The 14,481-nt window shown below is 58.3% G+C and carries 10 protein-coding genes; all 10 read left to right on the top strand.

Going from position 1 to position 14,481, the window contains the following annotated elements:
• Nucleotide 1: 1 nt before the first annotated feature.
• The 10 genes from E8F06_RS15200 (at nucleotide 2) to E8F06_RS15155 (ending at nucleotide 14,423) form a co-directional block, all read left to right on the top strand.
• The gene (locus E8F06_RS15200; RefSeq protein ID WP_280368664.1) at nucleotides 2-826 is read left to right on the top strand and encodes an HNH endonuclease; all 825 of its coding nucleotides are present in this window, start codon (nucleotides 2-4) and stop codon (nucleotides 824-826) included.
• Nucleotides 827-828: 2 nt separating this feature from the next.
• Nucleotides 829-2,298: a class I SAM-dependent DNA methyltransferase gene (locus tag E8F06_RS15195; RefSeq protein ID WP_280368662.1), complete on the top strand. Its 1,470-nt coding sequence runs from the start codon at nucleotides 829-831 to the stop codon at nucleotides 2,296-2,298.
• On the top strand, nucleotides 2,295-3,989 hold the full coding sequence (locus E8F06_RS15190) for a restriction endonuclease subunit S (protein WP_280368659.1): 1,695 nt from the start codon (nucleotides 2,295-2,297) through the stop codon (nucleotides 3,987-3,989). Before E8F06_RS15195 ends, E8F06_RS15190 begins: the two co-directional genes overlap by 4 nt.
• A 30-nt stretch (nucleotides 3,990-4,019) precedes the next feature.
• Nucleotides 4,020-6,368, top strand: coding sequence for an anti-phage ZorAB system protein ZorA (zorA, locus tag E8F06_RS15185; protein ID WP_280368836.1), 2,349 nt, complete (start codon nucleotides 4,020-4,022; stop codon nucleotides 6,366-6,368).
• Nucleotides 6,368-7,111 (top strand): OmpA family protein, encoded by a 744-nt coding sequence (locus E8F06_RS15180; RefSeq protein WP_280368656.1) that lies wholly within the window; start codon nucleotides 6,368-6,370, stop codon nucleotides 7,109-7,111. Before zorA ends, E8F06_RS15180 begins: the two co-directional genes overlap by 1 nt.
• Nucleotides 7,108-9,282, top strand: coding sequence for an EH signature domain-containing protein (locus E8F06_RS15175; RefSeq protein ID WP_280368654.1), 2,175 nt, complete (start codon nucleotides 7,108-7,110; stop codon nucleotides 9,280-9,282). The genes E8F06_RS15180 and E8F06_RS15175 overlap by 4 nt, the downstream gene beginning before the upstream one ends.
• 7 nt (nucleotides 9,283-9,289) lie before the next feature.
• Nucleotides 9,290-12,319, top strand: coding sequence for a DEAD/DEAH box helicase (locus E8F06_RS15170; RefSeq protein ID WP_280368652.1), 3,030 nt, complete (start codon nucleotides 9,290-9,292; stop codon nucleotides 12,317-12,319).
• 33 nt (nucleotides 12,320-12,352) lie between these two features.
• Nucleotides 12,353-12,838 carry a hypothetical protein gene (locus E8F06_RS15165; RefSeq protein ID WP_280368650.1) on the top strand — a complete coding sequence of 162 codons (486 nt, stop codon included), beginning with the start codon at nucleotides 12,353-12,355 and terminating at the stop codon, nucleotides 12,836-12,838.
• A 10-nt stretch (nucleotides 12,839-12,848) separates the two neighbouring features.
• Complete coding sequence (locus tag E8F06_RS15160) at nucleotides 12,849-13,556, top strand: hypothetical protein (RefSeq protein WP_280368648.1); 708 nt, start codon at nucleotides 12,849-12,851, stop codon at nucleotides 13,554-13,556.
• Nucleotides 13,557-13,745: 189 nt separating this feature from the next.
• Complete coding sequence (locus E8F06_RS15155; RefSeq protein ID WP_280368646.1) at nucleotides 13,746-14,423, top strand: hypothetical protein; 678 nt, start codon at nucleotides 13,746-13,748, stop codon at nucleotides 14,421-14,423.
• Nucleotides 14,424-14,481: the final 58 nt, after the last annotated feature.

Raw genomic sequence — 14,481 nt, 5'->3', positions numbered from 1 at the left:
CATGCTCAATTCACTTGAAGTTGCCCAAGAGCTGATAGCTCTCGGTTTTCGCTTGATTGTCGATAACGTACACGCCAGTGGTTATCAGCACTCGACGCTGGATAAACCTGTCTACATCAAGCGCAGAGAAGACCAGCCGGTTGGCAAGCAGCCACTGGTGATTCATCCCGATTACCAGGAGTCTGCCGTTTGGGGTCAGATCACGACGCTTACTCCGACAGTGCCAAATCCGGCCTACAAGAACACCAATCTCAAGGGCTTTCCACAGGCATCGGGTACGCAAAGCCGACTCGGAATTGCTCTGGATGTTTCTGACGTTGCCAGTCTGCGGCAACTGTTGCAGTTGCTCGGCTATGAAATCTCTGCCCAATTCATCCTGGAAGCTGGGGCTGGTACATGCACACGTCCGGAGTCTCCCCTCGTGGAAGGTGAACTGACTGACACGGAACGTGAAGCTTTGATCAAGGCCCGCATCGGTCAGGGTGGCTACCGTGAGGCGCTGCTGGCCTACTGGGGCGGTTGCGCAGTCACGGACTGCAGTGTGCCTGAGCTGTTGCGCGCTTCGCATATCAAACCCTGGCGCGCAGCCAGTGCCGGCGAGCGGCTGGACCCGTACAACGGCCTGCTGCTCACCCCAAACCTCGATCTGGCCTTTGATCAAGGCCTGATCAGTTTCGATGACGAGGGCCACATCCTGCTTGGCTGTGATCTGGACCCCGCCAGTGCCATAGCGCTGAACATCATCCCCGAACTACGCCTGCGCCAGATCGAGCCGCGTCACCGCGACTACCTGGCCTGGCACCGTGAGCACCTTTTTAGAGATTGACCATGTCGCTTTCCAGCACCATCAAATCCATCCAGGACATCATGCGCAAGGACGTCGGCGTAGACGGCGACGCCCAGCGCATCGGCCAACTCGTGTGGATGCTGTTCCTCAAGATCTTCGACGACCGCGAGCAGGAGTGGGAACTGCTCGACGACGCCTATCGCTCGCCGATTCCCGAAAGCTGCCGCTGGCGTACCTGGGCGGCCGATCCGGAAGGAATAACCGGCGACGAGCTGAAGAGCTTCATCGACAACAACCTGTTCCCGCAGCTGCAAAACCTCCACGAATACAGCACCACCCCGGCCGCCTATGTGGTGCGTAACGTGTTCGAGGACGCCTACAACTACATGAAGTCCGGGCAGCTCATCCGCCAGGTGATCAACAAGATCCAGGAGGGGGTGGACTTCAACAAGGCGCAGGAACGTCACGAATTCGGCAACATGTACGAGCAGTTGCTGCGCGATTTGCAGAACGCCGGCAATGCCGGCGAGTTTTACACCCCGCGCCCGGTCACCGAGTTCATGGTTCGCATGGTCGACCCCAAGCTGGATGAAAAGGTTATGGACCCGGCTTGTGGCACCGGCGGCTTCCTTACTTGCTCCATCGAGCACAAGCGCAAGCACTACGTCAAAACCGCCGAGGACGAGCGCACCCTTCAGGCCAGCATCTTCGGTGTGGAGAAGAAGCCGCTACCGCACCTCCTGGCCACCACCAACATGATCCTGCACGGCATTGAAGTACCCAGCCAGATCAAGCACGACAACACTCTGAGCCGTCCGTTGACCAGTTGGGGGCGAGGTGAGCGGGTCGACTGCATCGTAGCCAACCCGCCGTTCGGGGGCATGGAAGAGGATGGCATCGAAACCAACTTCCCGACCAACTTCCGTACCCGAGAGACCGCCGATCTGTTCCTGGTGCTGATCATGCAGCTGTTGAAAGACGGTGGCCGCGCCGCCGTGGTGCTGCCCGACGGCTTCCTGTTCGGCGAAGGCATCAAGAGCCGCATCAAGGAAAAGCTACTGACCGAGTGCAACCTACACACCATCGTTCGCCTGCCCAACGGCGTGTTCAACCCCTACACCGGCATCAAGACCAACCTGCTGTTCTTCACCAAGGGCACACCGACCAAAGAGGTGTGGTTCTACGAACATCAGTACCCGGCTGGCTACAAGAGCTACTCCAAGACCAAGCCCATGCGCATTGAGGAGTTTGCAGTGGAGGAAGCCTGGTGGGGCAGTGAGGCCGATGGCTTTGCCACACGACTGGAAAATGAATCTGCTTGGAAGGTCAGCGTCGAGGAATTGCAGGCGCGCAACTGGAACCTGGACTGCAAGAACCCGCATATCGGTGAGCAGATCAGCCACGACCCAGATGAGTTGCTGCGCAACTACGCCACGCTGCAAGGCGAAATCGGCGAGCTGCGCGACCAGCTCAAGGCCGTGTTGACCGAAGCCCTGGAGCGCCAGGCATGACCGTGTTGCTGACCGACAATCTGCCGCTCTTGGCCGGTGCACCCAATGGCATCAAAAAACTACGTGAGCTGATTCTGGAGCTGGCGGTGCGCGGCAAGTTGGTGTCGCAGGACTCCGGCGATGAGCCGGCTAGCGAGTTGCTTAAACGGATTGCCGACGAAAAAGCGCGGTTGGTGGCCGAGGGGAAAATCAAGAAGCAGAAGCAACTGGCAGAAATTGCCCCAGAAGAGAAGGTGTTTGACGTGCCTGCTAACTGGGCGTGGGTTCGCGTAGCAGCTGTTGGCCATGACTGGGGGCAGAAAACTCCAGATCAGGAATTCACTTATATCGACGTTGGCTCTGTTGATAATGCCCTTGGGGTGATCAGTGCTCCCCAAGTAGTCACGGCTGACGACGCGCCATCGCGAGCACGGAAAGTCGTTAGACCCGGAACGGTAATTTATTCAACTATTCGACCTTATCTGCTGAACGTTGCAGTGATCGATGAGGTGTATGCGCAAGAGCCAATTGCCAGTACAGCGTTTGCGATCATTCACCCCTACGTGGGAATGCCCTCAAGATATTTTCTCTGGTATCTAAGGAGTCCGGTTTTTGTCCGTTACGTTGAGTCTGTGCAGATGGGTATTGCATACCCAGCCATCAATGACGGTAAGTTTTTCAGCGGGTTAATTCCTCTTCCGCCCCTCGCCGAACAACACCGCATCGTCGCCAAAGTCGATGAGCTGATGGCTCTATGCGACCGGCTGGAAGCCCGTCAAGTTGGTGCCGAAAGCGCCCACGCCCAACTGGTGCAGGCGCTGCTCGACAGCCTGACCCAGGCCAGCGATGCCGCCGACTTCTCCGCCAGCTGGCAGCGCCTGGCCGAACACTTCCACACCCTGTTCACCACCGAACCCAGCATCGATGCCCTCAAGCAAACCCTGCTGCAACTGGCGGTGATGGGCAAACTGGTGCCGCAAGATGTCAGCGACGAGCCGGCAAAAGTTTGGCTTGAAAAAGGTCTGGTCAGAACATCAAAGATCAGACGAGGCATCCCCGAGGATGTCGCTATGGATCAATGGGTTGATACATTTCCAGTACTGGAGAGCTGGGCAAAATTGTCAACGGCTCAATTGTTGAGAGCTAACGCAGTAATCGACGTAAAAGATGGAAATCATGGTGCAAACCATCCCGTCAAAGGAGACTGGACAGAGGATGGTTTGCCGTTTATCACTGCCGCCCAAGTAAATGGCTTTAATATCGATTATGAGGGGGCAAATAAAATATCTGGGGAGCCGCTTCAAAGATTGAGGGTGGGGTTTTCTGAGCCGGGGGATGTGATTTATACCCATAAGGGCAGCGTTGGGCGTACTGCGATTAATAGTCGGTCATGCGTGCTGAGTCCGCAAACAACTTATTATCGCCCGAATGGCGAAGTGATATTTAATCGATATTTGATGTACTTTTTCCAGAGCGTATTTTTTACTCGACAAGTAGATAAGGTAAAGAATCAGACGACTCGAGACTTTGTCCCAATCACTCAACAGTACTTGTTCTTTATTTTAGTTCCTCCTGTGAAAGAGCAACACCGCATCGTCGCCAAGGTCGATCAACTTATGGCCCTCTGCGACCAACTGAAATCCCGCCTAACACAGGCCCGCCAACTCAATGAACAGCTGGCCTGCGCGCTCGTCGAGCAGGCCGTGGCTTGAACCTTTTACGCTGATCCCATCCGGACCCACATCATGGAATTTCTGAATCACCTGTTGCCCAACTTTTCCTTGCTAAAGAGCGGCAGTACTGAAGCCCTGGGTGTCGTGTTCTGGCTGATCATGGCAGCCCTTTTCACCTACTCGGTCATCTCGTTGATAGGCAGCGGGCGGAGCTTCAAGGCGCGCATGCGTGCGCTGAACAGCCTGATCGCTGGGCAGGGCCGTGAAAATTTGGCACTGAATCGTCGGGAAACGCTGCAGAAAGCACTTGGACTTAAGGACAAACGCATAGGTGCGCTCTGGCACGAGTTCGACGACAGCTTGGTGAGCAGCAGTGATCACAAGAAGTTGTTCAATACCCTGGATGCCGAACATTTCTTCAACGCGCGGACGCTGGCACCGGGCCTGAGCGGAAGTCGCTTTTTCGGTTCTCTGCCTGGCTTGCTGGTTGGGCTGGGCGTGCTGGCAACATTCGTAGGCCTAACCATCGGCCTGTCCGATCTGAAGTTGGCGAGTACCGCAGGGGTCGATCAGTTGCGGAACGGTATTTCCGTGATGATTCAGGGGGCGGCGGTTGCCTTCATGGCATCGGTATGGGGGGTGGGATTCAGCCTTGTGCTGAACCTTGTTGAGAAGATCACTGAGCGCTGGGCACTGGGGCGGATTCAGGATCTGCAGCACCGAATCGACACGCTGTATCCACTCATCCCTGCCGAACAGTCGCTGGTACATATCGCCGATTACAGCCGCGAGTCCAAGGAGGCCCTGCAAGAGCTGCACGAGCGTATCGGTGAGCGCCTGCAGGAAAGTCTGGCGGGTATGAACGAGGCGATGCAGACAGCACTCACCGATGCTTTGAACAACATCATGGCACCTGCCATTCAGACGCTTGTCCACACCACTAGCCAGCAATCCACCCAGGTGCTGGAACAGCTGGTGAGCAACTTCACACAAGGCCTCACCTCGGCAGGGCGCGAGCAGGGCAATCTGATGCAGCAGGCCGCTGCGGATGTGAACGCCGCCGTGGGCGGCATGACGGAGCGGCTCAATCAGCTGTTCCATACCCTGAGTGATCAACAGGGGCGTCAACAGGAGGCTGCCCGCCAGCAGAGCGGCGAGTTTCAGGCCCAGATGGAGCGACTTTCCGTTTCGGCAGATCAGCGTCAGCAGCAGCTGGAGGCGCGCTTTGGCGAGCTAATGAGTGGACTGACGGGCCAACTGGACAATCAACTCGGCTCTGCGCAAAGGCGGGATGAGGAACGCCAGGCGCTGTTCGAGCGCACGCTCGCCGAGGCCGGTGCGAGCCAGTCCGCGCTGCTGGAGAAGTTCGCCAGCGCCAGCCGTGAGCAGTTGCAGGCCATGGCGGAGGCCGGCAATGAACGACACGGCAATCTGGAGAAAGTGTTCGCCCGATTGATGATGACGTTGAACTCCCAGCTGGATTCGCAGATGGGGGCGGCAGAAACGCGGGAGCACGAGCGTGCTCAACGTCACGAGCAGCAGCAGGCTGCCGCACTGGCCCAGCAACAGCAGTTGATCGGCAGCCTCGGGCAGACCAGTCAGCAGCAGATCGGCGCCATTGCCGAAGCCGCTGCCGCCCAGCAGCGGGCACTAGAAGACTCGGTCGGCAAGTTGCTGGGAAGCTTCAATGAACAGATGGCGGGCCATGGTCAGCAAGCGGAGCAGCGTGAGCTATCGCGCCAGCAACGCTTCAACGAGCAGCTGGAAAACATGGCTGCGCAGCAGCAGGCGCTCTTAGAAGGCATAGCCGCGGCCGTGCAAACCACCCAGCAGCAGAGCCGGCAGATGGCTGAGCAGCATCAGCAACTGATGGGCCGCCTGCAGCAGGCCAGCGACGCAGCTGCCGTCAGCAGCCGGCATATGGACAGCAGCGCCAACCAGCTTGGCCTGCTCTCGACCAATGTTCGCCAGGCGGCCGAGTTGCTTGGCGAGCGTCTGGAGAGCGTGACTCAGCGCATCGAATCCACAGGTGAGCAGAACGCTAAGCTGGCTGGCCAATTGCAGAGCCAAGCCACTGCTTTGGCGCAGCTTCAGGGTGCTCTGCTGGAAAGTGCACAGCGCTTTGAGCAGGCCGCCAGCGAGGCGCGCAACGGATTTGGCGAGATGAGGAGCCACCAGCAGGAGTTCCTTACTGGCGTGCGTAGCGAGTTCACCGCCCTGGGCGAGGCTCTGCGTAACCAAGTGCAAGGCGTCGAACAGCAAGCCGAACAGTGGCTGCGTACCTACTCCAGCGAGGTGCGAGATCAGGTGCATGAGCGCATGGACCAGTGGAACAAAGAGACCATGAGCTTCGCCAACCAGATGCATGCAGCGGTGCAGGCGATCAGCAATGTGGTCGATGAACTGGAGGCCCGCTGATGCGCTGGCGTAAATCCCATGACACTCCGATGGAGGATGAGGATCCGTACTGGAAGTCCTTCGTGGACATCATGTCGGCGCTTCTGGTGCTCTTCATCCTCGCTTCGGTAGTGCTGATTCTTCAGTTGATGGAGAAGAGCGCGCAGTTCGACGAGAAGGTTTCCCAGTTGCAGAAGGCCGAGGAGGTGCGTCGAACCATTCTCGACGAGGCCGTCAAAAAGCTGCAGCAGCGCGGCATCAAGGTAGAGGTCAGCGAGAACCATACCGTGTTGCGCATTCCTAACGAGTTGCTCGGCTTCGATACTGGTGCCTTCGAGCTTCAGCCCCGCTACCAGCAGACCGCGTTGGAAATTGGGGAGGTGATCAATCAAGTGATCAGCCAGGATGACCGGGTCAATTACCTGGACACCATCTTCATCGAAGGTCATACCGACAATCGCCCGTATCCAGGCTTCATGGGCAAGGGCAACTGGGGTCTTTCGACCTTTCGCGCAATTTCGCTCTGGCAGTTCTGGAGCAATGAGATGCCCGAGGCAGAGCGCCTGAACAGGCTGAGTAACCAGGATGGCGAACCGCTGTTCTCGGTCAGTGGTTATGCCGAGACTCGCCCTGTGAGCAAACAGCAGGACGGTGAAGAGGACTATCGGCTGAATCGTCGCATCGACATCCGATTCACTATCCGCCGGCCACAAAGCGCTGACTATGAGGCGGTGAAGACCTTGCTTGGGAATTCCAGCCAATGAATCTGCCGCCGATCGATAACCGCCCTGGTGAATGGTCGCCTGCGGTCATCGAGGGTTGGGTGCGACTGGTGGAAAAGGCCAACCGCATGAAGGCCAAGGTGGGTGGTAGTGATGCATTCGAACGCATGCTCGCGCGATTCCGCGATATGGCCAGCAGCGGGCGTTTCGACGGGCTCAAGGAGTTGCTTGGGCGCCGGCTTGGCGCGAGGGCGCTGACGTGGCTTTGGCTGCATGACGAGGTTATAGGCTCCCGGCTGTTCAATGCGCGAATGCTCGATGCGCTGATCGAGCACCAGCAGCCGCGCCTTAGCCGACTGACGATGATCCAGATGATCCAACTGTATTTTCGCCATTTTGATCGCCTGGACGAGCGCGACAAATTGGCCGAAAGCAGCTTGCGCGGACGGCTGGAACTGCACCTGCTGGATCAGCTGCAGCGTCTGCCGGAGCGACGCCAGACATTCGTTACCGACCCGCTCGCGACGCTCAAACGGGAGGGGGAGTGGCTGCTGACGGTGGATGGTCCCCTGACCTTGGCGAAGACCGTGCGCGAGCAGGGAGGTGAACTCGCGCAGACCTTCGAAACCCTGGGGCTGAGTGGATTCGATGTCGGACGCTACGGCGATGTATGTCGCGCTCACTTCTATCTCGAAGTGCTACGTCAATTGCGTCCCGGGGAATGGGATGACGTGCTCGACGAACTGCTCAAACCCTCGGTGAGCAAGGCTCCCTATGAGGGCGATAAGCGTATCGGCCATGCCGCACTGGAGATCATGATCGACCGAGCGGGGGACGACCCTGGCGATGCCTGGCAAAACTTTATCCTCAGTCTGGCCGGCGATCCGCGCATTGCCAGCTCAGCGCAGAACTTCCGCGAATGGTGGAAGCCACTGGGCGAGGAACGCATCGGCAAGGTGCGCGGCTGGCTGTCCAAAGAAGACCTGCGCCTGTTCCTGCAGGCGGTCGAGCAATATGGCGTGGAGTCTGGCAAGGACGACCTCAAGCGCATGTTCCCGTCGCGCAAGCTGTTCCTCGAGGGCTTGTTCAAGCTGGGGCTGATCCGCCATACACGGTTGATGCTCGGCGGCATCGCGCAACAGTCAGTGCGCAGAATTCTTGGCGGGGAGGTGAAAACCCAGTTCGCCAAGATGGATGGCCCGATGAACGACAAAGCTGTGATCTATCTGGACTGCGGTGACTTTCACTTGGTCGAGGGCTCGCACAGTTTCAAGATCTGGGTCTATCTGGCTCAGCCGGGGCCATCGGTGAAGTCTTACGAGCGGAACAACTTCACACACGCCGACCTCACTGTTGGGATGCCCCGGCAGTACAAGGAGGCGCATCCCTCTCTCCCTTACGAGGCGGTAACCCATAACGGCACCTGGCAGCGCAAGGTCTTCGAGTTCCTGGCGGACAACGGTATTGGCGTGGATATCGAGCAGTTGCTGAGCCGGCAGGAGTACAAGTCGTATTTGAGCAAGTACGGGATGCCGGTCGTTGGGCGGAAAAGGGAGCGTGTATCGTCGCCAGCACAATTGACTCCGAAACCTGAGCCGCGTTCCGCTCAGGCCTTTTCGACTGCGGAGGCACGTGCTGCCCGCGCTGTGCCCATCGTTTCAACAGCAAAGAGCGAGCAGCGCACCCAGGGCAATCGCCAAGCCCCTAAGGTTGAGCCCATCGAAAATGGGCTGACAGATGTGCAGTCGGCGATTCTGAATTACCTACATGCATGCCCTCAGAGCATCTTGGGTGACATCGCACGCGCGCTGTCCAGCCAGGGCGTCCCCATGTACGTGATTCGAGAATGTCTTCAAGGAGTGCTCGCGGACTACGTCTTTCAGGACAATGTGTACCGCTGGTCACTATCTGCGCAGGGGATGCACTTATTGGGCATGGCATCTCCCGTTGTTCGATCCGAGCCTCCGAGGGACACCATAACGGCTGATCTGCTTCGCTTGGGGGCCTTCGAGCTGCAGGTGCTGCGTTATTTCGCCCGCAATTCCGGAGACAAGGTGCGACATGCCGCGAATGTGCTGGAGGTCGATTCCCGAGAGATCAACCGCGTGCTCTATGGTCCGCTTAAGGCCCTGTGCCAACAGGGCGATGGTTTTGGCTGGACGGTAAACGCGGATATTTCTGCCGCGCTCGATCGCATGACGACAGATAAGTGAGACAAGCATGGGACTAGCCGACATTTTCAAAAGCCTGCTGGGTGAGGGGCGTGCGGTGCTCAGCACCCAGCAGGGCTTCGCTTATGGCGCCGACTCCGACGGGTTGAACTTCTATCTGGACAAGAGGGCCTATGTGGCGCTTGCCGAGGGACAGGGCAATGCCTTGCAGAAGATCCAGTTGGTCGTCCTGCGCATGCTGGAAGAGCAAGGGATCGCCGAGTCGCTGGCTAATGGTTTCCACATTTCCGCGGAAGATGTGGCGGGCATGGACGAGGAGCAGGCGGAAATCCTCCGTCTGCCGCGTCACTTCGCCATGGATTTCGTCAGCCAGATCAGCGGGCGCACGGGTCACAGCAGTTTCCGCGTGCAACTGGCGGTTCTGTCCGACTCAGGAGAGGTACCGTTTACCCGTAAGGGGCCGCTGCTGTATCTGACCTCGTCTGAAGCCTATCGCCTGACGCCGGCCGAGCTGATGGGACTCATGGCCTGGGAGCACCATCAGAATCTACGTCCTGAGCAGCGTGGCGAGCCCGCCAACCTACGGCTGATGGCGGAGCTGCAGACTGCTGCGCGCAGTGGTATGCGTATCGACCTTAGCCACTTCGACCGACTGGATGTGGTGGTGCCGGAAAACATCGGCGTTATCGCCACGCGGTTGCCCGATGGCAGCCTGATGCTGAGTCCCAGCCTGGGCGACGGCTCGACGCCGGATCAGCTCGAGAAGCGTTGGTCGCAACTGGATATGAGCGCGGAAGGCGGCGTGCTGCGTATAGACAATCGCGTGGTGCTGCTTGAGCCGAAGAGGATGGCGGCGATCAAGGAGGTGCTAGGCAACAAGCGCATTCCGGCGGACAAGGTTGCCGAGTTTATCGCCACGCCGAGTGCGTTTTTGGATGCTGCCCTGGTCGACCTGGATCTGGGCTTCTCTATTCGTGTTGCCGGGATCGGCAAGCTCCAGCACATCGAGTTCGGTGAGCTGGATGGCAAGAAACAGGACTGGTTTGCCCTGGACTCGCGACCGGCTCCGGTGGAAATCATTTCCAAGCTGGTGCAGTCCCCGGAGGATCTGGAGAGCTTTACCAAGGCCTACACCGCAGCGAAGGAGCAGGGGGCGGAGAGCCTGATCTTTGGTGATCAGCCCGTCGACATATCCAACCCCGCGCGGGTCGAAGAGCAGCTGGCGAAGGTCAAGGAGTCCTTTTCTGCGCCGGCCCCTGAGGAGCCTGTTGAACCCAAATCGATAGTCGAGCCGAAAGAGCGGGTCAGCGTGCTGCTGCGCGATGTGGATGAGATCAAAAGTGTGTTGCTGCGCAAGGCTGCGGACGCCAGACCTACCACGGAGCCAGACTGGCAGGCCTATGCGCGTCAACCCTTCCCGCATCAACGTGAGGGCATCAGCTGGATGCTGGGACTGCTGGCCTCGGCCGTGCAGGACAATCACGATGACCTCTATCGCCTGCAAGGCGGGCTGCTGGCCGACGATATGGGCTTGGGCAAGACGTATATGTCGCTGGTGACGGTGGGCGAGTACCTGACCCAGCAGAAAGCAGCTGACCGGGCGCAGAAACCGGTATTGATTGTGGCTCCGTTGAGCCTGCTGGAAAACTGGGAAGACGAGGTCGGCCAGACCTTCAAAGGCATTCCGTTCCGCGACATTGTGGTGCTGCAATCGGGGCGGGATCTCAACCGTTTCCGCGTCAAAGGCGCGGAACGGGAATCCGCACAGCTGGCTTTGCTGATGGATGAAGAAGGGCAGATGGCCGATGACGCGATTCGCTATGCCCTGACCATCGGCCCCGAGTCCGGGGCGCATCGCCTCGATATGGATCGTCGGCTGGTACTGACGACCTATCAGACGCTGCGGGATTACCAGTTCTCGTTGTGCCGAATCGACTGGGGCCTGGTGATCTTCGACGAGGCGCAGAACATCAAAAACCCCAACGCTGCACAGACGCGTGCGGCAAAGGGCCTGAAGGCCGACTTCAAGCTGCTCGCCACCGGCACCCCGGTGGAGAACAGCCTCGGCGATTTCTGGTGCCTGATGGATACCGCCCAGCCCGGGGTTCTAGGAGGCTGGAGCCAGTTCCGCGACAGCTGGATCAAGCCGATCCTCAGTGCCCCAGACGAGGAGCGCGACGAGGTGCGGCGCCAGGTCGGCGCAGGTCTGCGTGAGGCTGTGGGCAGTTTCATGCTGCGGCGGGTCAAGGAGGATCAACTTAAGGGGCTGCCGAGCAAGACCATTCATAGCGGGGTGGCACAACCGCAAGACGGCCAGCAGCTGCACGCGGCTCATCTGGCGGTGTGCATGAAGGGTATTCAGCTGCAAACCTACGACGCAGTGCTCGACGATTTCCGCGCCCGCCGCGCTACCGAAGACATGCGGGGCAGCGCACTGGCGGCGCTTTCCCAGTTGCGCGAAGTATCGCTGCACCCGCGTCTGCGGGAAGAAGCGCAACTAATGACCAACTCGGCCAGCGAGGCGCGGTCGGTGATGGCGCAGTCCGGCAAGCTGGCGGTACTGCTCGAACTGCTCGACCGCATTCGCCAGAAGGATGAAAAAGTCATCCTGTTCATGGTCACCAAGCGACTGCAGCGCATGCTCAAGCTTTGGCTGGATCAGATCTATGGCCTGGATGTGGCGATCATCAACGGCGATACCGCTGCGGTGGCGAAGAAGTCTGACGAGCTGACGCGCAAGAAGCTCATCACCGCTTTCGAGGCCAAGTCGGGCTTCAATCTACTGATCATGTCGCCCGTGGCTGCTGGGGTAGGTCTGACAGTTGTCGGTGCCAATCATGTCGTCCACCTAGAGCGCCACTGGAACCCTGCCAAGGAAGCGCAGGCCTCAGATCGCGTTTACCGGATCGGCCAGAAGAAGGATGTGCACATTCATCTGCCGGCGGTGACGCACCCGCAATTCGATTCCTTTGATGTACACCTTGATCGTCTGTTGAGGGGCAAGTTGCTGCTCAAGGATGCTGTGGTAACGCCTGAAGCGGTCAGCGAAAGCGAGATGATTCAATCCATGGGGCTTTGACTGGTCTCATACACAAAAAAATAGGAACTGACGATGACGGAACTGACCAAGGAGCGGGGCATGTTTGAGCTGACACTGCTGAATGCAGCAGTCAGCCGAGAACAATTGGACGATGTGCTGGTGATGGGGCTTAACCGTGGAATTCCGCCTGAGATAATGACCCGACTCGAAAGCGTGTGGGGAATGACCAGGACGATCGCCGGAGAGGTTGTGGCCATCGGCAAGATTGTCGTGATGAAGATTTTCGAGTTCTTGAAGGCTAATCCCAATCTCACCATCGGTATCGCGCTCGGTGCTGCAGTGGGTACTCTGATTGCGGGTATCCCTTTCCTCGGGGCGATGCTGGCGCCGCTCGTCACCGCGCTTTCAATTCTGTATGGGGCAGCGGTTGGCGCCACAAAGGATGCGGGTGGTGACCCTTCCGACGCTTATGCTGCAGTGGGGCATTTGGCCAAGAAGTTCTTCGAGTTGATCCAGGAAATATTCTTATCCATCCAAGACTACTTCCTCGCGGGCTGAGACCTTAAGCATGACAAAGGACTCGTACGTCGACCGTGTCAAGAAAGCGCGTCTGGCTATCCAGAAGCGTCTGAAAGAGTCGGGCACGGTGAAGGTCGAGGTGCGGGAAGAGGTGCAGAAACATACGAGGATGCCTGTGGCGTCAGTAGTTGAACTGCAGACCGAAGCATCGGAAGAGCTTGCGATCAAGCAGGCTATCGAAAAGATGCGTGGACGGGACAAGCTCGGGCTGGCGGGCGAGCATCTTGCTGCAGCCGGAGGCACAGCGGCGGGGGTGGCGGCTGCGGGCACCATCGCCAGTGCAGCAGGAGTGACCACCTTGCTCGGTTCAACGAGCCTGGCTGGAGTGCTGGGTGGCGTCTTCGTCACCGCGACACCTGTGGGCTGGATGATCGGCTCGGCTGCCGTGATGGGTGCGGCTGGCTATGGCATCGCAAAGTTAATTCGTTCGGGGAGTGAGCAGGATCGGCTGCGCAAGGCTTTCATTGAGCGTCAGACGCAACGCCTCATGGATCTGGAGACCGCGCGTGCGCCGCTGGATGAGAAAGTCGAGCTGGGTCAACTGATAGCCCTAACCTTGGCTGCTGGTGTATTGGAGCAAGACGCCGCGAAGCGAATGGTGGATTTGGTGAATGCCGGCAAGCTTTCGACTTCGCTGGCTTTGGAGCGCGTGCGTGCGATTGCCTTGGCAACTGAGTTGATCGAGGTGAAAAGGTAGTAACCCTACCCGCGGCTAGGATTAGGACTCGCGTCAAAAAAGAAATGGCAGTTGAAATGCCCCCTATTCCCCTAACGATTAGGCGCCGTGGCATGGTCCGGCTACCCGTCGGATTTAGAAGATGAAGCTGCTCAACTGGTAGTGGCCTGCGTGGAAACCTTGAGTGAAACGTGGTTTTGAGAGGATGCAATGCGGTTCGAAAAGAACATAGCCGAGATTTTCGGGGGACCCTACTTCGAGTGGCTTAAGCAGCAGGAACCACTGCGTTCAACTGAACTGTTCGCTCAGGGCTCCTCCGCCATGCTGTTCCAGAAGGACGGTCACCTGTATCGACTGACCCGAGATGGGTGCGGCCACAATTTTCTCGCTAGGGAGGCAGTGCAAGGGAATCCGCAGGTGATGCGCATCCTCCAGGATTTCGGCGCCGTGGCCCCCTCCGACGAGGACAGTCTCAATTCTGGGGAAGAGTTCTATTGGCTGGCCGAAGTGGAGTGGTTGGATGAGCTCGATCACCAAGAGACAACCATCCAGCGCCTGATTGCCCTTCTGGAAGAACTGAGCGAAGGCGAAACGTTGGTCATGGAGCCAGATCTGCCTGTGCTCATTGAGCGTTGCCATTCGATGGCCGAGCGGTTCTCTGAGTTTGCTCCGCTGCTGCAAACCTTGGCCAAGGCTGCTCATTTCGGTGCTGATGCAGATGTGAGCATTAGTAACATCATGCGCCGTCCTAGCACCGGGGAGCTGGTCTGGAGCGATCCGCTTTTTGGCGCCTCCTATCTTCCGGATGTACAACGACTCGATCGAATGATGGCAATTCGCCGAGAAATTGAGCTAGGGACGAGAGAACTCGACCATTCCCGTATGTAGTTGATAGCAAGGCGAGATAGGTCTTGAACTCGAAACCCTTCATCTTCGGTAGGAAGAT

Source organism: Pseudomonas sp. BN411 (assembly GCF_029871235.1).
In the GTDB taxonomy this organism is placed as follows: Bacteria; Pseudomonadota; Gammaproteobacteria; order Pseudomonadales; family Pseudomonadaceae; genus Metapseudomonas.
The sequence above is the reverse complement of the archived record's forward strand: the minus strand, read 5'-3'. Positions and strand labels throughout refer to the sequence as shown.

What these genes read in the sequence shown, in the direction of transcription:
- E8F06_RS15200 (WP_280368664.1), top strand. Translation starts at nt 2, where the DNA reads ATGCTCAATTCACTTGAAGTTGCCCAAGAGCTGATAGCTCTCGGTTTT.
- E8F06_RS15195 (WP_280368662.1), top strand. Translation starts at nt 829, where the DNA reads ATGTCGCTTTCCAGCACCATCAAATCCATCCAGGACATCATGCGCAAG.
- E8F06_RS15190 (WP_280368659.1), top strand. Translation starts at nt 2,295, where the DNA reads ATGACCGTGTTGCTGACCGACAATCTGCCGCTCTTGGCCGGTGCACCC.
- E8F06_RS15180 (WP_280368656.1), top strand. Translation starts at nt 6,368, where the DNA reads ATGCGCTGGCGTAAATCCCATGACACTCCGATGGAGGATGAGGATCCG.
- E8F06_RS15175 (WP_280368654.1), top strand. Translation starts at nt 7,108, where the DNA reads ATGAATCTGCCGCCGATCGATAACCGCCCTGGTGAATGGTCGCCTGCG.
- E8F06_RS15170 (WP_280368652.1), top strand. Translation starts at nt 9,290, where the DNA reads ATGGGACTAGCCGACATTTTCAAAAGCCTGCTGGGTGAGGGGCGTGCG.
- E8F06_RS15165 (WP_280368650.1), top strand. Translation starts at nt 12,353, where the DNA reads ATGACGGAACTGACCAAGGAGCGGGGCATGTTTGAGCTGACACTGCTG.
- E8F06_RS15160 (WP_280368648.1), top strand. Translation starts at nt 12,849, where the DNA reads ATGACAAAGGACTCGTACGTCGACCGTGTCAAGAAAGCGCGTCTGGCT.
- E8F06_RS15155 (WP_280368646.1), top strand. Translation starts at nt 13,746, where the DNA reads ATGCGGTTCGAAAAGAACATAGCCGAGATTTTCGGGGGACCCTACTTC.